Raw genomic sequence first — 17,064 nt, 5'->3', positions numbered from 1 at the left:
ATGCCCTCCGGACCGTCCGACGACGACGTGGTGCTGGCCGCCCGGGAGCTCTACCGCTTCTACCGGGCCGGTGAGGAGGAGACGCTCGCGTTGCGCGGCGTGTCACTGCGGGTGCGGCGGGGGGAGACGGTCGCCGTCGTCGGCCCGTCGGGGGCGGGCAAGTCGACCCTGCTGGCGTGCCTGGCCGGGCTCGACGAGCCGTCGGGCGGCGAGGTCCGGGTGGCGGGCGTGCGCATCAGTCATCGGCCCGAGACCGAACGCGCCCGGCTGCGCGCGCGGCACGTGGGAGTGCTTCTGCAGTCCCGCAACCTGCTGCCGCATCTGACCGTGCGCGACAACATCCGACTCGCCCAGCATGCGGTGCGGGGCCGTCCCGCCGTGCGGGCCCGGGCGCTGCTGGAGCAGGTGGGGCTCTGGCCGCGGTCGGGCGCGCTGCCGCGGCAGTTGTCCGGCGGTGAGCTGGCCCGGGCCGGGCTCGCCGTCGCGCTGGCCAACTCCCCGGCCGTACTGCTGGCCGACGAGCCGACCGGCGAACTCGACCGCACGACCGATGAGTTGGTGCTGAGCATGCTGCGGGACCGAGCGGCCGACGGCTGCGCGGTGCTGATCGTGACACACAGCGCGGAAGCGGTGCGGGGCGCCGACCGAGTGATCACCCTGGACGACGGGCGGGTCCACGAGGGACACGAAGGAGCCGCCCGGGCGAAGGAGAGCAGCCATGTCCTCCCCTGACCTGCTCGTCTCCTGCCGGGGCGCCGCCCTCACCTTCGGCCGCGGCCCCACCGCCGTGGTGGCGGTGCACGGCGCCGATCTGGACGTCCGCTCCAGCGAGCGGCTGGCGATCGTGGGACCGTCCGGATCCGGGAAGTCGTCCCTGCTCCATCTCCTGGCCGGACTCGAATGCCCCACCAGCGGCACGATCACCCGGCCCGGACTCCACGGGCCGCGGGACATCGGACTGGTCTTCCAGGCCGAAAGCCTCATCCCCTCTCTCGACGTCACGGAGAACACCGCGCTGCCGCTAGTCCTCGCGGGACGACCGCAGGAGGAGACCCGCCGTCCGGTCGCCGAGGCGCTCGACGTGGTCGGCGCGGCCGGGCTGGCCGACCGGTTGCCCGACGAGATCTCCGGCGGCCAGGCCCAGCGGGTGGCCGTGGCCCGCGTGCTGGCGCAGGCGCCGCGGCTGATCCTCGCCGACGAGCCCACCGGCCGCCTCGACCACGCCACCGGCGCCCGCGTCCTGGACGCCCTGCTGGCGGCGGCGGACCGGACGGGAGCGGCCCTCGTCGTCACCACCCACGACCCCGCCGTCGCCGCCCGGCTCACCGTTCGGCGGGGCATGCGCGACGGCCGACTGCTCGCACCCGAAGCAGCACAAGCGCCGGACCCACGAGGGAGCCTCTCATGATCACCGCCTGGGCGGGCGGACTGACCCGCCACCGCATCGGACGGCTCCTGGCCGCCGTCGCCGGAATCGCCCTCGCCGTCGCCCTGGTCGCCGCGCTCGGCTCCTTCCTCACCACGTCCAAGGCGACCATGACCCAACGGGCGGTCCGCTCGGTCGCCGTGGACTGGCAGGTCGAGGTACAGCCGGGCGCGGACCCGAACGCCGTGCGGTCACTGGTGCAGGCCACCGGCGGCACCCGGGCCGCACTCCCCGTCGGCTTCGCCCGCACCACCGGCTTCACCGCCACCGTGGCAGGCAGCACCCAGACGACCGGCCCCGGCGTCGCGCTCGGCCTGCCGACCGGCTACCGCAGCCACTTCCCCGACGAACTGCGCACGCTCTCCGGCTCCGGCACCGGCGTCCTGCTCGCCCAGCAGACCGCCTCCAACCTGCACGCCGCCCCCGGCGACACCATCGGCGTACGGCTGCCCGGCGCCGGACTGCGGCAGGTACGGGTGGACGGCGTGGTCGACCTGCCCCAGGCCGACTCGCTGTTCCAGAAGGTCGGCGCGCCCCCGCAGTCCCAGCCGACCGCTCCCCCGGACAACGTCGTCCTCCTGCCCGTCGCCCGGTTCGCCCCCCTCACCCGCCAAGCCACTGACGTCACCACTCAGATCCACGTGGCCCGGGACGCGAAACTGCCGGCCGACCCGGCCGCCGCCTTCACCTCGGTCACCGGCGCCGCACACCACCTGGAGGCCAGGTCGGCCGGCTCCGCGCTCGTCGGCAACAACCTCGGCGCCGCCCTCGACTCCGCCCGCCAGGACGCCCTCTACGCCCAGATCCTCTTCCTCTTCCTCGGCGTCCCCGGCGTCGTCCTGGCCGCCGCTCTGACCGTGGCGGTCGCCTCGGCCGGCGGCGAACGGCGCCGCCGGGAGCAGGGTCTGCTGCGGCTGCGCGGGCTACGTCCCCGCCAGATCACCGCGCTCGCGGGCCTGGAGGCCGCGCTGGTCGGGGTCGTCGGCGGCCTGGCGGGTCTCGGGCTCGCCGCGCTGACGGGCCGCCTGGCCTTTGGTGCCTCCTCCTTCGGGGCGGGCGCGGGCACCTGGGCCCTGTGGTACGCCGTCGCCTTCGTCCTCGGCGTGGCCGTGGCCGCCGCTGCCGTGCTCGTGCCCGCCCTGCGTGATCTGCGCACGGTGACCGTCGCGGACACCAGGCGGGAGCCGCGCGGGTTGCGTTCGCCCTGGTGGCTGCGGTACGGCCTGGACTTCGCGCTGCTGATCGGCTCCTGGCTGGTCTTCCGCGCCTCCTCCGGCAACCAGTACGCCCTCGTCCTCGCTCCGGAGGGCGTACCCAGCGTCTCCGTCTCCTACTGGGCGTTCCTCGGTCCGGCCCTGCTGTGGTTGGGCGCGGCCCTGCTGCTGTGGCGGCTGACCCTGCTGGTCCTCGCCCACGGTCGGCCGGTTCTGGCCCGCCTCGCCCGGCCGCTGACCGCGACCCTCTCCAAAACCACGGCGGCCGTGCTGTCCCGACGTCGGCGCCCGCTGGCCCGCTCCGTCGTACTGCTCGCCCTCGCCGTGTCGTTCGCGATCTCCACGGCCGTCTTCAACTCCACCTACCAGCAGCAGTCCGAGGTCGACGCCCGCCTCACCAACGGCGCGGACGTCACCGTCACCGAGCCGCCCGGCGCCCACGTCGGGCCGAGCGCGGCCGACATGCTGAAGGTCTCCGGCGTCCGGCACGTCGAGCCCCTCCAGCACCGCTACGCCTACGTCGGCTCCGACCTACAGGACCTGTACGGCGTCCGGCCCGCCACCGTCGCGAAGGCCACCTCGCTCCAGGACGCCTACTTCTCGGGCGGCACGGCAGGTCAGCTGATGCGCCGGCTCGCCCAGCGCCCCGACAACCTGCTGGTCAGCGCGGAGCCCGTGCACGACTTCCAGCTCTCCCCGGGCGACACCGTCAACCTCCGGATCCAGGACGCCCGTACGAAGGCGCTGCGCACCGTGCCCTTCCACTACGCCGGGATCGTCAAGGAGTTCCCGACCGCGCCGAAGGACAGCTTCTTCGTCGCCAACGCCGCCTACGTGGCGAAGGCGACCGGCAGCAACGCGGTCGGCGCCTTCCTTCTCGACACGGGCGGCAGCCACCAGCAGCAGATCGCCGCACATCTGCGCAAGCAGCTGGGCACCGGCGCCACGGTCACCGACCTCACGCAGACGCGCGGCACGGTCGGCACCAGTCTGACGTCCGTCGACCTGGCCGGCCTCACCCGGATCGAGCTGGCCTTCGCGGTACTGCTGTCCGCCGGGGCGGGAGGGCTCGTCCTCGCCCTGGGCCTCGCCGAGCGCCGCCGTACCTTCGCCGTGGCCACCGTCCTCGGCGCGAAGAGCGGCCAACTGCGCGGCATGGTCCTCACCGAGGCCCTGCTGCTGGCCGCCGGGGGCCTGGCGGGCGGCGCCGTCATCGGCTGGGCCCTGTCCGAGATGCTCGTGAAGGTCCTGACGGGTGTCTTCGACCCGCCGCCCGCGAGCCTGTCGGTGCCGGGCGGCTACCTGGCCCTGACCGCGGGCGCGGCCGTCGTCGCCGTACTGGCCGCCGCGCTGAACGGCATCCGCAGCGCCGGGCGGCCCGCCGTGGAGGAGCTGCGTGACCTCTGAGCGGACGGGAGCGGACGGGCCGCGCGCGTCGCCCGCTCCTACGCTGTCCAGCATGCGTACGCACGCGACCGCCGATTCCAGCCGTCACCGCATCCTGGTCGTCGAGGACGACGACACCATCGGCCGCCACCTGGAGACCGGCCTGCGCGGCAACGGCTACGCACCGACCTGGAGCCGGACGGGTTCCGCAGCACTCACGCTGGCCGCGCGGACCCCGTACGACGTGCTGCTGCTCGACCTGGGACTGCCCGACATCGACGGTCTGGACGTCGCGCGCGCCATGCGCGACCGGCATCCGGACCTGCTGATCGTCATTCTGACCGCCCGCACGGACGACATCGACGTCATCGCCGGGCTGGACGCGGGGGCCGACGACTACCTCGTCAAGCCTTTCAGCCTGACTGTGCTGCTCGCCCGGCTCCGCGCCCATCTGCGCCGCCGGGTCGTCGCCGCACCGCCTCAGGAACCCGTCCGGCTGGCCGACCTCGTCCTCGACGTCGTGGCCCGACGCTGCACGCTGCACGACGCGGACGTCGACCTGCGTCCCAAGGAGTTCGACCTGCTCGCCGTCCTGGCCCGGCACGCAGGGGAGGCCGTCTCCCGGGAGACCCTGATGGCCGAGGTCTGGGACGAGAACTGGTTCGGCTCCACCAAGACCCTCGACGTCACGATGGCCGGCCTGCGCCGCCGCCTGGCGCGGTCCGCCGACGCCTCGGCCCACCCCGGCGGCCTGCCCCGCATCACCACCCTGCGGGGTCACGGCTACCGCCTGGAACTGTGACGGGCGTCGCGGCGCGGGAGCAGCGTGCAGGCTGCGGGTCCTCCCGGCCGCCGCTCATCGGGTTCAGTCCGCGTTGGGCCGGGCGAGACCGTGGTCGTAGGCGAAGATCACGGCCTGGATACGGTCGCGGGCTCCGATCTTGGCCAGGACGCGGCCGACGTGGGTCTTGACGGTCGACTCGGAGAGCACGAACCGGGCGGCGATCTCGCCGTTGGTCCAGCCCTTGCCGACGGCGACGAGGATCTCCCGCTCGCGGTCGGTGAGGGAGCCGAGCTTCGGGTCCTCGACGGAGTCGCCCCGGTGGGCGGGGACGTACTGGGCGAACTCGTCCAGGAGGCGGCGGGTGAGGGCGGGAGCGATCACGGCGTCGCCGGAGGCGACGGCGCGGATGCCGGCGAGAAGCTCGTCGGGGCGCGCGTCCTTGAGGAGGAAGCCGCTGGCGCCGGCCCGGATCGCGGCGTGGACATACTCGTCGAGGTCGAACGTCGTGAGCACGAGGACGCGTGAGCGGCCGCCGGCCGCGACGATCCGGCGGGTGGCCTCGATGCCGTCCATGCCGGGCATGCGGACGTCCATCAGGACGACGTCCGGGCGCAGTTCGGCGGCCTTGCGGACGGCCTCCACGCCGTGGGCGGCCTCCCCGACCACGTCGGTCTCAGGGACGGAGTCCAGCAGCAGGTGGAAGCCGTAGCGCTGCAACGGCTGGTCGTCCACCACGAGGACGGTGGTCACCGGTCACCGCCTTGGGGCGTGAGGTCGAGGACGGCCTCGACGCTCCATCCTCCGCCGCCCGTCGGCCCCGCGCTGACGGTTCCGCCGTACAGAGCTGCTCTCTCCCGCATGCCCACCAGCCCTTGCCCTGCCTCGTTCGGCGGTCCCGGCCGGGCGGCCGGGCCGGTGTCCTGGACCCGGATGCTCAGCCGGGAGCCCGTCACGACGACCGCCAGGTGCACCCGGGCGTCGCCAGCGGCGTGCTTCATGGTGTTGGTGAGGGCCTCCTGGACGATGCGGTACACCGTCAGCTGGACTCCGCCGTCCAGGGCATCGACGTCGCCGGAGGTCCGGTAGACGACCCCCAGTCCGGCGGCGCGCACCGTGGCGCACAGTGCGCCGATGTCCGCGATGCCGGGCTGCGGGCTGAGCTCGGGCCCGCCGGCCGGACCGTCCCCCGCCTCGCGCAGCACGCCGAGCACGCGCCGCAGCTCGCCGAGGGCCTGCCGGCCGGTGTCGCCGATGAGCCGCAGGGCCTCCTTGCCCCGTTCGGGGGCGACGTCCGTCGCGTAGGCACCGGCATCAGCGAGCGTGATGATGACGGACAGGTTGTGGCCGACGATGTCGTGCATCTCGCGGGCAACCCGGGTGCGTTCGGTGGCCGTGGCCAGTCTGCTGCGCTGGTCGCGCTCGATCTCCAGCCGGGCCGCCCGCTCCCGCAGACCGGCAAGCTGGGCCCTGCGGATCCGCACCATCAGGCCGAGCGCGAGGGCTGCCGTCGCCGTGCTCAGCAGGAAGAACAGCGCGTCCCAGACGGACACGGCCGAGGACGCGCGGACCGCGACCAGCAGCATGGCTCCCGCCATGACCGCACCGGCCCACGGCAACTGCCGCAGCCGCCCGTGCAGCGCCAGGCTGTACAGGGCGATGAAGAGGGCCACGTCCGCGCGCAGCGCCGCGCCCAGCGACCATTGGAGGGCGAACACCGCGGCGATGACACCGAAGGCCGCCATGGGCTTGCGTCGCCGCCACAGCAGGGGCAGCACCAGTCCTGCCTGCAGTGCCAGCATTCCCGCGACGGGCAGCTCGGTGAAGGCGAGCCGGAAGCGGCGCGGGGCGTCGCCGTTGCCCACAGAACCGCGCAGCAGGTCGGGCAGGCAGAACATCAGGAGGACCACGAGCACGACGCCGGTGTCCAGCACCCACGGATGGGCCCGGTCGGCATGCCGCAACCGCTGGCCGCCCCGGGACAGCCGGGCGACCAGCGGTCCCATCCCGCTGATGTCATCGGTGGTCACGGACGTCACCTGTCCATGGTGCGGGCGTCAGACGTCGGTGCGCGCGAGCCGGTACGCCGCGCCGCCCAACGCAAGCGCCGTCCAGCAAAGGAAGACCAGCAGCCCGGCCCCCGGCGACAAGGCCGTCGAGTCGTGGGTCAGCGCGAACACCGACTCCCCCGCGTTGGACGGCAGGTAGGGGCTGATGTCGTCCTGCCAGGAGCTCGGCAGCAGGGAGATCAGCCCCGGGACCAGCATCAGGACGGCGACCAACACCGAGATCCCTCCGGCCACCGACCGCAGCAGCGCGCCCAGGGCGGCGCCGATCACCCCGACCAGGCCGAGGTAGAGCCCCGCGCCCAGCAGACTCCGCAATACACCGGCGTCCGAAAGGCTCATCGTCGCGGGAGTGCCCGAGACGATTCCACTGCCGAACAGAAAGGCGACGAACCCACCCACCATCCCCACGACCAGGGCGACCAGCCCGAACACAGCCGCCTTGGACCACAGCACGGGCAGCCGGCGGGGCACCGCCGCAAGCGTGGAACGGATCATGCCGGTCGAGTACTCACCCGCCGTGACCAGCACGCCGAGCACACCCAAGGCCAGTTGGGCGAAGTTCGTACCGAAGAGCGACAGGCTGACGGCCGTCGAATCGGCGAAGTCCCGGTCCATGTGACCGGAGTCGATCCCCGACTTGTAGCGACTCGCGGAGATAAGGCCGAAGGCCACCAGGAACAGCAGGCCGAGGCCCAGGGTGATCCAGGTCGAGCGCAGGGACCACAGCTTGGCCCACTCGGAGGCGAGCACGCGCCGTCCCGTCACCCGGTAGGCGGGGCCAGCGGGAGTGGTCCTGGGTTCCTCTGCGGTTGCGGTGAGGGTGCTCATGCGGGCCTCCCAAGCGTGTCGATCGCGGTCGTGGAGCCGTGGTACTCCACGGCATCCCTGGTCAGATCCATGAACGCCTCCTCCAGCGACACGCTTCGCGCGCTCAGTCCGAACAGCGCGATGCCGTGTTCGGCGGCCCTCAGCCCGATCTCGCGGGCGGTCAGCCCGGTCACCTGCAGCTCCTCGGAGCCGATCCGGCCGGTGACATCGACGTCCGGCCCGGCGAGTACGTCTCGCAGCCGGGCCGGATCCTGGGTGACGACCTTCACCGTGTCCCCGCCGGCCTCGCGGATCAGGTCCGCCACGGTCGTGTCGGCCAGCAGCCGCCCGCGCCCCACGATGATCAGGTGGTCCGCCACCAGGGCCATCTCGCTCATGAGATGGGAGGACACGAACACCGTCCGGCCCTGATCGGCGAGCCCTTTCAGGAGGTTGCGGATCCAGAGCACCCCTTCCGGGTCCAGCCCGTTGACCGGCTCGTCGAGCATCACCGTCTGCGGATCGCCCAGGAGCGCGGCCGCGATGCCCAGCCGCTGGCCCATCCCGAGGGAGAAGGCGCCGGCCCGCTTCTTCGCCACGTTGTCGAGACCGGCGAGGCCGATCACCTCGTCGACCCGGCTGCCGGGAATGCCGTGGGTGAGCGCGAGCGCTTTGAGGTGGTTGTACGCCGAGCGGCCCGGATGGATCGACTTCGCCTCCAGGAGGGCGCCGACCTCCTGGAGCGGCGCCCGGTGGTGGGCGTAGGGGTGGCCGTTCACGGTCACCGAACCGCTCGTCGGGGCGTCGAGGCCGACGATCAGGCGCATGGTCGTGGACTTGCCCGCGCCGTTGGGCCCCAGGAAGCCGGTCACCGTGCCGGGCTTCACCACGAAGTCCAGCCCGTCGACGGCCGTCTTCTCGCCGTACCTCTTGGTCAACCGCCGTGCTTCGATCATTCGCGTTCTCCCTGTCGGGCTCCGGCGTCCTCACCTCCGACGCCTCACCCGCAACGCTAAGTGCCGAATCGCCCGAATCGAGTGGTACCGGGAGGCTGAACTGCGATGGGCGCGTAGTACCGCCGTACTACGTGACCACCCGCGCCGCCTTTCGTGTCCGTCAGTCCCACGGCCGTCAGCAGGCACCCTCCCCAGTGCCTGCGGCGCACCGGGCCCGGCTCTACCAGGCTCTCGCCGTCCGGCGCGGAGCAGCCCGCACGGACTCGGCTTCTTCACCGACCGCGCGGTCTGCCGCCGTATCGCCGCCCTCCAGGCCGCCCCGTCCCCGTGCCTGTGGCCGCTGACGATGCCCGTTCCGGCGCTTGGCGCCCTCACCACGCTGGGTGCCGCCGACGCAACCGGCGGCCTGCTCCGGCTGCTGGAGCCGGTCCTCGCCTGTGAATGATCGGGCGGCGGGCCGGTTGCGCATCGGGCGGTGGGCCGCCGGGGCCGAACCGGTCAGGGAGCCTCCTCGCCCTGGGCGACCTCGACCTCGTGGTGGAAGTCCGCGACGCCTGCCGCTCCTGCGGCGACGGACAGGACTGTGCAGGCCACGAGAAGGAACGCGGTACGGCGTGTGGTGCGCGGGCGCGTCCGGGCGGGTGCGAGAAGCGCTGCGACGCGTTGCGGCACCGGTCCGGTTGTCGCCCCGGGGGCGAAGTCCGGTCGGGTTGAGGGGGAGGCGTTTGTGGCGAGGGCGGCGCGGGCGATGGCCGTGGCGATCAGGCGCCGGTCTCCGGTGACCTCGGCAGCGGCCTCGTCGGCAGCCCGCTCGGCGGCCAGCCGGATGGTGGCGCGGGTGGTGCGCAGGGCGGGGTGGCAGTGGGCGGCGAGTTCAGCGGCGGCCAGGAAGTAGTGGTGCCCGGCCCGGTTGTGGGCGCGTTCATGGGCGAAGAGGGCCTCACGCTCGGCAGGTTCCAGCGTGCGCAGCATGGCGGTGGTGACGACGATGCGGTGGGGTCGGCCGGGCAGAGCGTAGGCGTCCGGATCGGGCGAGTCGATCACGCACAGGTCGCCGGCGGCGGGGCGGCGGTCGGCCTGAGTGCGGGCGGTTTGAAAGGCTCGGGTCTGCCGGAGGGCCGAGCGGGCGAGGGTCCAGACGCTGAGGGTGAGCACCCCGGTGGCCGCCATGGCGGCGGGGAGGACGAAGTAGTCCGAGGGGGTCCGCAGGGGGTGGGCGAGTTCGCCGAGGGCGGCGAAGGCGGGGAGTTTGAGCAGTCCGGTCAGGACCAGCGCCCCGAGGGCGGCGACGCAGGCTCCCGCCAGGGCCAGGGCTGTGGCGGTGAGGACCCACAGGGCGGTGGCGGGGGCCAGGCGGTCGAGGGCCCGGCGGGCCAGTGCCGGCGCGAGGAAAGGCAGGACCAGCGGGAGGAGCAGCAGAGCGGTCATCGCTCGTCACCCTCCAGGAGCCGGCGCAGGTGCTGCTCGTCGCCGGGGCCGAGCTGGGCCACGAAGCGGGCCAGGACCGTCTCCCGATCGGTGTCCCGGTCGAGTTCGGTGTGCATGCGCCGGGCGGTCAGGCCGGGCGCGTCCTGGACGGGGAAGTAGGCGTAGCCGCGGCCCTGCCGTTCCCGGTCGACGACGCCCTTTTCGTGCAGGCGGGTCAGTATGGTCGCCACCGTGGTCCGGGCCAGGCCGGAGCCGAGTTCGGTCTGCACCCGTCCGGGCGTGAGGGGGGCCCCGGCGGCCCACAGCGCGGCCATGACGGCGGCTTCGAGCTCACCGGCCGGCCGCCTCTCGTCCCTCGCGTCCGTCTTGTCCCTCGCTTCGGTCATGGGAACGTTCCTCACTCCGCCATCGTCTACAGTTCAGTAGACCGTCTACAGGATTGTAGTCAGTCGCCGGATGCCGCCACGCCACCGTTCCGCCGCATCCGACAGTCCGGAAGAACGATGAAGGGGCCCCCGACGATGACCACAGCCATACACCTATCGTCGCAGCTCGCCGTCAATGTGCTCGACGCGCGGTCGCTGCTGTCCGCCTTCGGCGTGCTGGGCGTGGGCGTCGTGCTGTTCGCCGAGACCGGACTGCTGATCGGCTTCTTCCTCCCCGGCGATTCCCTGCTGTTCACGGCCGGTCTGCTGTGCACCGGCACCGCCGGGAGCGGCCTGACGCTGTCACTCGCCCCGCTCCTGGTCGCTGCGGCGGTGGGAGCGCTGGCCGGCTCACAGTGCGGCTACCTCCTGGGCCGGCGAGCGGGCGGCACCCTGCTCGCCCGAAGCCGCTCGGCCCGTCTGCACCAGGGGGCGAGACGCGCGGAAGAGCTGCTGGAACGCTACGGGTACGCGAAGGCGATCGTCCTGGCCCGCTTCGTTCCGGTGGTGCGCACGGTCCTGAACCCGATGGCGGGCGCCCTGCGGGTGCCGGTGCGGACGTTCACCGTCTGGCAGGTGACCGGCGGGCTGGTGTGGAGCCTGGGTCTCACCCTTGCGGGCTACGGGTTGGGCTCCTCCGTGCCGAACGTGGACCGCTACCTGCTGCCGATCGTCGCGGTGATCGTGGCCCTGTCGCTGATTCCGGTCGCCTCCGAGGTGTACCGCTCGCGCCGGGACGCGAAGACGAAGGAGGCGCGCGGATGATCATCGCCCTTGACGGCTCGTCGGTCGACGGCTCGGTCTACACCGACGTCGTGAACCTCGCTCGGCACTCCCCCGCCTGGCTGGACGACACGGTGTCGGCCTGGTCGACGTACGGGCTGGTCCTGTTCGCGGTGCTCATGGCCGTCGGCTGGTGGTACGCCCGGCGTGTGGGCGCCACCGCGTCGGTGACGGCGCTCGCCGTGCCGTTCGTCGTGGTCGTGGCCTTCGGAGTGGACGCGGTGCTGAAGCTGCTGGTGCGCGAGGACCGCCCCTGCCAGAGCCTGCGGGTGACCACGCTTGAGGCCTGTCCGGCGCCCGGCGACTGGTCCTTCCCCAGCAACCACGCGGCCATCGCCGCCGCGGCGGCCGTCGCCCTGCTGTTCGTCTCCCGCCGACTCGGCGCTCTCGCCGTGGTAGCCGCCTGCGCGATGGCCGTCTCGCGCGTCTGGGTGGGCGCGCACTACCCCCACGACGTGCTGGCAGGGGTCGTGGTGGGCGCCGTGGCCGCCCTGCTCGTCATGTCGGCGCTGCGCAGGCGTGCGGAGGCCGCAGCCCTACGGCTCTCGGCCACCCGTCTGCGTCCTTTGCTGGGGGTGTCGTGAAGCGCGGCGATGTCGCCGAACTGGCCGGCAGTTGCGGGCTCGGCGCGTGGACGGCGTTCGGCGTGCTGACCATGGCCGTGGTGGGCCACGACGGCATGGCGCTGTTCGCGGACGCCGACATCCTCGCGTGGTCCGTCGGCCACCGGCCCGACGTGGCGGTGGCGTTCGCCCGCGGGCTGACCGACACCGGGACCGGTCTCGTCCCGTACGCGCTGGCGGTACTGGCCGCGCTCATCGCTGGGCGCACCCCACGGCAGCGCGCGCTCGCCATCGCGCTCTGTCTGGGCTGCCTCGGGGCGGGCCAGGCGCTGCGGTACGCGGTGATGGCACTCGTCGCCCGGCCGCGACCACCCCTGACGGACTGGGCGACGCATGCCTCGGGATGGTCGTTCCCGTCCGGTCACACCACCACGGCGGCCCTCACCGCGGGTTTGCTGATCATCGCTGTCCGCGTGCGCGGCCCGCGCGGCACGACCCCGCTCACCCTGGTCATCGGCGGCTGGGGCGCGTCGGTCGGCCTGACCCGCGTCTACCTCGGAGTGCACTGGTTCACCGACGTCGTCGGCGGCTGGCTGTTCGCCCTCGGGTGGCTCGGCCTGTGCCTGTGGGCCGTGGCCCACTGGCTGCCCGACCGATGGACCCCCGGGACGACGGACACGGACACGGACTCGGCGCGCGGGACGGCAGAACCGACGGGCAGCACAGCAGGGGGCCGAACGCACACGGCACCGGAACAGACGGACGTGGCACGAGGGCAGAGGGAGGGCCATGCGCCAGACGATCCTGGTCGTCGAGGACGATCACGCCCTGCGTGACGTGCTGATGCGCGGACTGCGCGACGAGGACTTCGACACCGTCCCCGCACCGGACGGCGCCACCGCCCTTCGACTGGCCACCCCCGGCATCTCGGCCGCCGTGCTCGACGTCGGGCTGCCCGACGCCGACGGACGGGACGTGTGCCAGGCCATGCGGGCGAACGGTTTCCTCTCCCCCGTCATCTTCCTGACCGCCCACCACCGGCTGAACGACCGGCTGTCCGGGTTCTCGGCCGGAGGCGACGACTACCTGCCCAAGCCGTTCCACCTCACCGAACTCGCGGCCCGCCTGCGGGCAGCCCTCAAACGCGCCGCACCCCCGCCTTCCGCCACAGCGGGAGACTTGGCACTGGACGCCGTCCGGCACGTGGTCAGCGTCCGAGGCACCCGAGTCGACCTGACACCGACCGAGTTCCGTCTCCTGGCAGCGCTCATGGCGGCTTCCGGCAACATCGTGCGCCGCCGCGAGCTGGTCCGGGCAGCCTGGCCCGAGGGCGCCCAGGTCCACGAAAACACCCTCGACCAGTATCTGACCCGCCTGCGCCGCAAGCTGCGCGCAGCAGGCAGCGACCGGACCATCGGCACGGCACGCGGGATCGGCCACCGGCTGTCATGAGCGGCACCCGCCACCGGACGCGGCCCGCCCTGACCGCCTTCCTCCACCGTCTGGCGCCCCGCACGCTGCGCGGCCGGCTCTCCCTCGTGGCCCTCACCACGGCCGCGCTGCTGATGCTGATCCTCACCCTCGCCTTCAACGCCGTGGCCCAGCACCGCCTCCAGCACCAGGCGGACGACGAGCTGCGCACCCGAGCCGCCGCCGTCGCGACGACCATCGACACCACCGGCACGACCGTACGAGTCCTGGAAACCTCCAACGACGCCCTCCTCGACACCAACGTGTGGATCTACGCCGACGGACGCCTGCTGGAAGAGCCCCCGAACGCCGGGCCCCTCACCCGCGTCGCCGACGCCCTCGCCGGGCACGGCGGGCGGCGGTGCGTCACCGCCGGCGTCGACGGCCCTCTCCGGCTGTGCTCGCAACCGGTGTCCGGAGACAACAGCGAGGCCACGGTGGTCACCGCCCTCGGCCTCTCCCCGTACCGGAGTTCGGCCGACACCCTGCTCCTGGGCTCACTCGCCCTGGACGCCGTGATGCTCGCCTGCACCTACGCCCTGACCCGGCTGGCGGTAGGCCGCGCACTGCGCCCGGTCCGCACGATGACCGACCAGGCCACCCAGTGGAGCGCCGTCGCCTCCGAAGAACGCTTCGGCCATACGCGGCACCCGTCCGAACTCACGCGCCTCGGTACATCACTGGACGCCATACTGGACCGCATCCGCACCCTCCTGCGCCACGAGCGGCAGCTCACCGGGGAACTCTCGCACGAGCTGCGCACACCCCTGAGCCGAATCATCGCCGAACTCGACTGGTGGCAGACCCGCCCCCGCACCGCCGACCAGACCCACGCCACCCACAAGGTCATCGCGGAAGCCGCCCAGTCCATGCGCACCATCTGCGACACCCTCCTCGACGACGCCCGCGGCGGCGCACCCACCGCTCCCGGCACCGCCGAGATCCTCCCCACGCTGCGACGCCTCACCGAAGTCCTCGACGCACCATCCCACTTGACGGTCACCGCCGACGGCCCGCCCCTGGAGGCCGGAGTCCCACCCGCCCTCCTCGAACGCATCATCAGCCCGCTCCTGACCAACGCCAGCCGATACGCCCGATCCAAGATCACCGTCCACGCCTACCGCGCACCCGACGGCGTACGCATCGAGGTCATCGACGACGGCCCCGGCGTACCGCCCCCGTTCGCCGGACAGCTCTTCGAGCCCGGCCGACGCGCGGATCCCGGCGACGGACACAGCGGAGCGGGCCTGGGACTGCCGCTGGCGCGACGCCTGGCCCGCTCCGCCGGAGGCGAGATGACGTACGACCCCGACCACACCCCCGGGGCACGGTTTGTGGTCAGCCTGCCTGCCGGGTGACGGCGGCGCATCTCGGGAACATCTGCCATCAAGGCATGCAGCACCTCTGCCAGGGAGACGGTCCCTTCCTGCTTCTCGACCGTGACCGCCCAGTCCTCGGTGTCGCCGCTCATCCATTCGACGTCGGCTGGATGAGCGTCACAGACCCTGATCTCCAGGCTTCCTAAGAGATAGTTGCCACGCTGGGCCATCAGCAACGAGCCAGGCCGAAGAGACCCGACTGGCCGGCAGAGGTTGAGGTCAGCGCGACGCGTCATCCTCCGAACCTCAGGCAACTGAGCGAGTGCACGGCACCAACACGCCTGTTCACTTGTGTGCCACAGAGCAGCTGTCCCCCTGCGAATGACGTCGCTCTGGCAGTGAGTCTGCAGGGGCCGGTGGCGCTGCCGGCACTGTCGACGACGGGCCAGAGTTCACCCTGGTCGGGCAGGTGCCTGCCAGTGGTAGGTCCGGTCGGCATCAGCACGGTGCGCCGTCCTCCTTGTCCGCACTCGCGACCAGACGGGCTGCGCCGGTGGGCGCTCTGGATGACTGCCCCCATTACTGTCGGCAGCAGAGGATCCGTACCGGACAGTCTGTGCCTCCTCCTCGCGGTCGCGACGAGCGCATGTGCGGGTGATGCTCCGTCTGTGGGGTCGGCGATCCGAGCTCGAGCAGCTGATACCTGAAGGCCGATTGAAGACTGCTGAACAGACGTGCACGAGGGCGAGCCCGCTGGTCGAGCGACGGCTCACCACAGGCGCCGAACCAGCATCTACCGCTTCTGGTGACTCCCCCGTTCTCACTTCGAAGACCCTGCCTAAACGCAGGTCAAACGCCTACCATGAAGCTGAGTTCAAGGCGGGACTCTTGGAATCCGTCCGAACCGGCGCATGGCCGCCCACATGGCCGCGATGCTGCCCGGGGTGCGGGTGAACGTCGATCCTGAGCCCGGCCCGGACCGGGGCGCCTTCCAGATCGGCGGCGAGCGCTACCGGCTGGAGGCGGGCGTCACCGAGTACGTGCTGCTGGCCCGCCTGACCGCCGGGGACCGGCGCGAGGCCCGGCCCGCGTTCCTGTTCTGCGGCCAGCGCGCGATCACCAACCAGGCGGCCACCCGCTACCTCGCCCGGCACCACGAGAAGCTGGCCCGCAAGCACGGCAACAACTCCTTCGTGCTGCTGCTCAAGGTGGTCAACTCACAGGCCTACGGCCCGGACGTGGTGGAACTGGTCGGCGATGTCACCCGGGCGGCGACCAGCCCGCTGCCGGCCCCGGCAGCGGCCTCCCACACCTCCCACCGGGCCTGACCGGGCGGCGTGCGCGTGGCGCTCAGGACCGGCGTCCCGCCGGGCCGCCGGCCGCCGCCGTACTGGCGCGCACCACCAGCACGGGCTCGACGGAGGCGGGTTCCGGTGCCGCGTCCGGGTCCGCGATGTGCCGCAGCAGGTGGGCGACCGCGAGGGCACCCATCTCGGTGAACGGCTGGGCCACCGTGGTCAGCGAGGGCGAGCAGTACTCGGCGAGCGCGATGTCGTCCACCCCGACGACGGAGATGTCGCGCGGCACCCTGCGGCCGGTTTCGTGCAGGGCCCGGATCACACCGAAGGCCATCTCGTCGCTGGCCACGAACACCGCGGTGACGTCGGGGATCTTGCCCAGGACCAGCCCGTTGCGATAGCCGGATGCGGGTGTCCAGTCCCCCTCCAGCACCGGCGGCACGGACAGTCCCGCCTCCTCCAGGGTGTCGCGCCAGCCGGCGCAGCGGCTTGCGGCGTCGAGCCACTCCTGGGGCCCCGAGACGTGCCAGACGGTCTCGTGACCCAGCTCGATCAGGTGCCGGGTCGCCAGGCGGGCCGCCAGGGTCTGGTCGACGGCGACGATCTCGGTGGCCGGTGTCCTCGATCCGTCGACGGTGACGGTCGGCACCGAGCGGGTGAGCCGCTCGATCCCCGGGCTCACGTGCACCAGCGGCACCGAGAGGATGACCCCCTCGACGTCCTGCTCCGCCAGCCGGGACAGGGCGCCCTCGATGGCCGCGGTGTCCAGGGACGCCGTGGCGGCGGTACTGACCGCGTACCCGGCCTCGCGCGCCGCGGCCTCGATGCCGAAGAGCAGGTTCGCGCGGGAGTAGTAGGTGGTCCGCAGCGTCACGACGCCGATCGTCCGGCTGCGCCCCGAGGACAGCATCCGCGCCGCGTTGTTCTTGCGGTAGCCGAGTTCCTCGACGGCGGCCAGCACCTTGGCGCGGGTGCTGTGCTGGACGTTGGGATGACCGGCCAGGGTGCGGGACACGGTCTGCGCGGAGACCCCGGCGAGCCGCGCCACGTCGGTCATGCCGGGCTGCCGGGCTGCGGCGTCGGCCGTCCGCCTGCTCACGGGCGTCCGGTCGGCCGCCGGCGTTTCCGATGACATCGCT

General features: G+C 72.7%; 16 protein-coding genes and 1 pseudogene. 10 read left to right on the top strand and 7 right to left on the bottom strand.

Features of this window, described 5'->3' with window-relative positions:
* The 4 genes from ACZ6IM_RS31515 to ACZ6IM_RS31500 are packed head-to-tail and all read left to right on the top strand — an operon-like array spanning position 1 to position 4,828.
* Complete coding sequence (locus tag ACZ6IM_RS31515; protein ID WP_469561161.1) at positions 1-732, top strand: ABC transporter ATP-binding protein; 732 nt, start codon at positions 1-3, stop codon at positions 730-732.
* Entirely contained in the window at positions 719-1,408 is a 690-nt protein-coding gene (locus tag ACZ6IM_RS31510) for an ABC transporter ATP-binding protein (protein ID WP_469561158.1), read from the top strand. Before ACZ6IM_RS31515 ends, ACZ6IM_RS31510 begins: the two co-directional genes overlap by 14 nt.
* The gene (locus ACZ6IM_RS31505; RefSeq protein ID WP_469561157.1) at positions 1,405-4,047 is read left to right on the top strand and encodes an FtsX-like permease family protein; all 2,643 of its coding nucleotides are present in this window, start codon (positions 1,405-1,407) and stop codon (positions 4,045-4,047) included. The genes ACZ6IM_RS31510 and ACZ6IM_RS31505 overlap by 4 nt, the downstream gene beginning before the upstream one ends.
* Before the next feature lie 52 nt (positions 4,048-4,099).
* Positions 4,100-4,828, top strand: a complete 729-nt coding sequence (locus tag ACZ6IM_RS31500; protein ID WP_052842337.1) for a response regulator transcription factor — start codon at positions 4,100-4,102, stop codon at positions 4,826-4,828.
* Between the two features lie 63 nt (positions 4,829-4,891).
* On the opposite strand, the gene ACZ6IM_RS31495 is transcribed toward ACZ6IM_RS31500, so the two are convergent.
* From ACZ6IM_RS31495 to ACZ6IM_RS31470, 6 genes are all read right to left on the bottom strand, one after another.
* A complete protein-coding gene (locus ACZ6IM_RS31495) occupies positions 4,892-5,560 on the bottom strand; it encodes a response regulator transcription factor (RefSeq protein WP_319127589.1) in 669 nt (222 codons plus the stop codon).
* A complete protein-coding gene (locus ACZ6IM_RS31490) occupies positions 5,557-6,837 on the bottom strand; it encodes a sensor histidine kinase (RefSeq protein WP_319127591.1) in 1,281 nt (426 codons plus the stop codon). Before ACZ6IM_RS31490 ends, ACZ6IM_RS31495 begins: the two co-directional genes overlap by 4 nt.
* A 27-nt stretch (positions 6,838-6,864) precedes the next feature.
* Positions 6,865-7,704 carry an ABC transporter permease gene (locus ACZ6IM_RS31485; RefSeq protein WP_011030858.1) on the bottom strand — a complete coding sequence of 280 codons (840 nt, stop codon included), beginning with the start codon at positions 7,702-7,704 and terminating at the stop codon, positions 6,865-6,867.
* Complete coding sequence (locus ACZ6IM_RS31480; RefSeq protein WP_011030857.1) at positions 7,701-8,639, bottom strand: ABC transporter ATP-binding protein; 939 nt, start codon at positions 8,637-8,639, stop codon at positions 7,701-7,703. The genes ACZ6IM_RS31485 and ACZ6IM_RS31480 overlap by 4 nt, the downstream gene beginning before the upstream one ends.
* A 498-nt stretch (positions 8,640-9,137) precedes the next feature.
* Positions 9,138-10,067 carry a M48 family metalloprotease gene (locus ACZ6IM_RS31475; RefSeq protein ID WP_469561150.1) on the bottom strand — a complete coding sequence of 310 codons (930 nt, stop codon included), beginning with the start codon at positions 10,065-10,067 and terminating at the stop codon, positions 9,138-9,140.
* Positions 10,064-10,453, bottom strand: coding sequence for a BlaI/MecI/CopY family transcriptional regulator (locus tag ACZ6IM_RS31470; RefSeq protein WP_011030855.1), 390 nt, complete (start codon positions 10,451-10,453; stop codon positions 10,064-10,066). Before ACZ6IM_RS31470 ends, ACZ6IM_RS31475 begins: the two co-directional genes overlap by 4 nt.
* Positions 10,454-10,588: 135 nt before the next feature.
* Between ACZ6IM_RS31470 and ACZ6IM_RS31465 the strand changes: the two genes are divergently transcribed.
* From ACZ6IM_RS31465 to ACZ6IM_RS31440, 6 genes and pseudogenes are all read left to right on the top strand, one after another.
* Positions 10,589-11,257 (top strand): DedA family protein, encoded by a 669-nt coding sequence (locus ACZ6IM_RS31465; protein WP_052842361.1) that lies wholly within the window; start codon positions 10,589-10,591, stop codon positions 11,255-11,257.
* Positions 11,254-11,859 carry a phosphatase PAP2 family protein gene (locus ACZ6IM_RS31460; protein WP_011030853.1) on the top strand — a complete coding sequence of 202 codons (606 nt, stop codon included), beginning with the start codon at positions 11,254-11,256 and terminating at the stop codon, positions 11,857-11,859. The genes ACZ6IM_RS31465 and ACZ6IM_RS31460 overlap by 4 nt, the downstream gene beginning before the upstream one ends.
* Positions 11,856-12,674 (top strand): phosphatase PAP2 family protein, encoded by an 819-nt coding sequence (locus tag ACZ6IM_RS31455; protein ID WP_319127595.1) that lies wholly within the window; start codon positions 11,856-11,858, stop codon positions 12,672-12,674. Before ACZ6IM_RS31460 ends, ACZ6IM_RS31455 begins: the two co-directional genes overlap by 4 nt.
* Complete coding sequence (locus ACZ6IM_RS31450; RefSeq protein WP_052842331.1) at positions 12,628-13,290, top strand: response regulator transcription factor; 663 nt, start codon at positions 12,628-12,630, stop codon at positions 13,288-13,290. Before ACZ6IM_RS31455 ends, ACZ6IM_RS31450 begins: the two co-directional genes overlap by 47 nt.
* Complete coding sequence (locus tag ACZ6IM_RS31445; protein WP_469561144.1) at positions 13,287-14,666, top strand: sensor histidine kinase; 1,380 nt, start codon at positions 13,287-13,289, stop codon at positions 14,664-14,666. The genes ACZ6IM_RS31450 and ACZ6IM_RS31445 overlap by 4 nt, the downstream gene beginning before the upstream one ends.
* Positions 14,667-15,529: 863 nt before the next feature.
* Positions 15,530-15,955, top strand: a pseudogene (locus ACZ6IM_RS31440) (hypothetical protein); the annotation flags it as partial.
* Positions 15,956-15,977: 22 nt separating this feature from the next.
* On the opposite strand, the gene ACZ6IM_RS31435 reads toward ACZ6IM_RS31440, so the two are convergent.
* Positions 15,978-17,060, bottom strand: coding sequence for a LacI family DNA-binding transcriptional regulator (locus ACZ6IM_RS31435; protein ID WP_052837646.1), 1,083 nt, complete (start codon positions 17,058-17,060; stop codon positions 15,978-15,980).
* Between the last annotated feature and the right edge of the window lie 4 nt (positions 17,061-17,064).

It is taken from the genome of Streptomyces sp. NPDC042336 (assembly GCF_055581985.1).
Note: the sequence above shows the minus strand (reverse complement) of the source record. Positions and strands in the feature narration are given on the sequence as shown.

Excerpts from the sequence above, each read along its gene's own strand:
- ACZ6IM_RS31485 (WP_011030858.1), bottom strand. The coding sequence starts at position 7,704 with ATGAGCACCCTCACCGCAACCGCAGAGGAACCCAGGACCACTCCCGCT.
- ACZ6IM_RS31470 (WP_011030855.1), bottom strand. The coding sequence starts at position 10,453 with ATGACCGAAGCGAGGGACAAGACGGACGCGAGGGACGAGAGGCGGCCG.
- ACZ6IM_RS31515 (WP_469561161.1), top strand. The coding sequence starts at position 1 with ATGCCCTCCGGACCGTCCGACGACGACGTGGTGCTGGCCGCCCGGGAG.
- ACZ6IM_RS31480 (WP_011030857.1), bottom strand. The coding sequence starts at position 8,639 with ATGATCGAAGCACGGCGGTTGACCAAGAGGTACGGCGAGAAGACGGCC.
- ACZ6IM_RS31445 (WP_469561144.1), top strand. The coding sequence starts at position 13,287 with ATGAGCGGCACCCGCCACCGGACGCGGCCCGCCCTGACCGCCTTCCTC.
- ACZ6IM_RS31500 (WP_052842337.1), top strand. The coding sequence starts at position 4,100 with ATGCGTACGCACGCGACCGCCGATTCCAGCCGTCACCGCATCCTGGTC.
- ACZ6IM_RS31450 (WP_052842331.1), top strand. The coding sequence starts at position 12,628 with ATGCGCCAGACGATCCTGGTCGTCGAGGACGATCACGCCCTGCGTGAC.
- ACZ6IM_RS31505 (WP_469561157.1), top strand. The coding sequence starts at position 1,405 with ATGATCACCGCCTGGGCGGGCGGACTGACCCGCCACCGCATCGGACGG.
- ACZ6IM_RS31435 (WP_052837646.1), bottom strand. The coding sequence starts at position 17,060 with ATGTCATCGGAAACGCCGGCGGCCGACCGGACGCCCGTGAGCAGGCGG.
- ACZ6IM_RS31510 (WP_469561158.1), top strand. The coding sequence starts at position 719 with ATGTCCTCCCCTGACCTGCTCGTCTCCTGCCGGGGCGCCGCCCTCACC.
- ACZ6IM_RS31475 (WP_469561150.1), bottom strand. The coding sequence starts at position 10,067 with ATGACCGCTCTGCTGCTCCTCCCGCTGGTCCTGCCTTTCCTCGCGCCG.
- ACZ6IM_RS31460 (WP_011030853.1), top strand. The coding sequence starts at position 11,254 with ATGATCATCGCCCTTGACGGCTCGTCGGTCGACGGCTCGGTCTACACC.
- ACZ6IM_RS31465 (WP_052842361.1), top strand. The coding sequence starts at position 10,589 with ATGACCACAGCCATACACCTATCGTCGCAGCTCGCCGTCAATGTGCTC.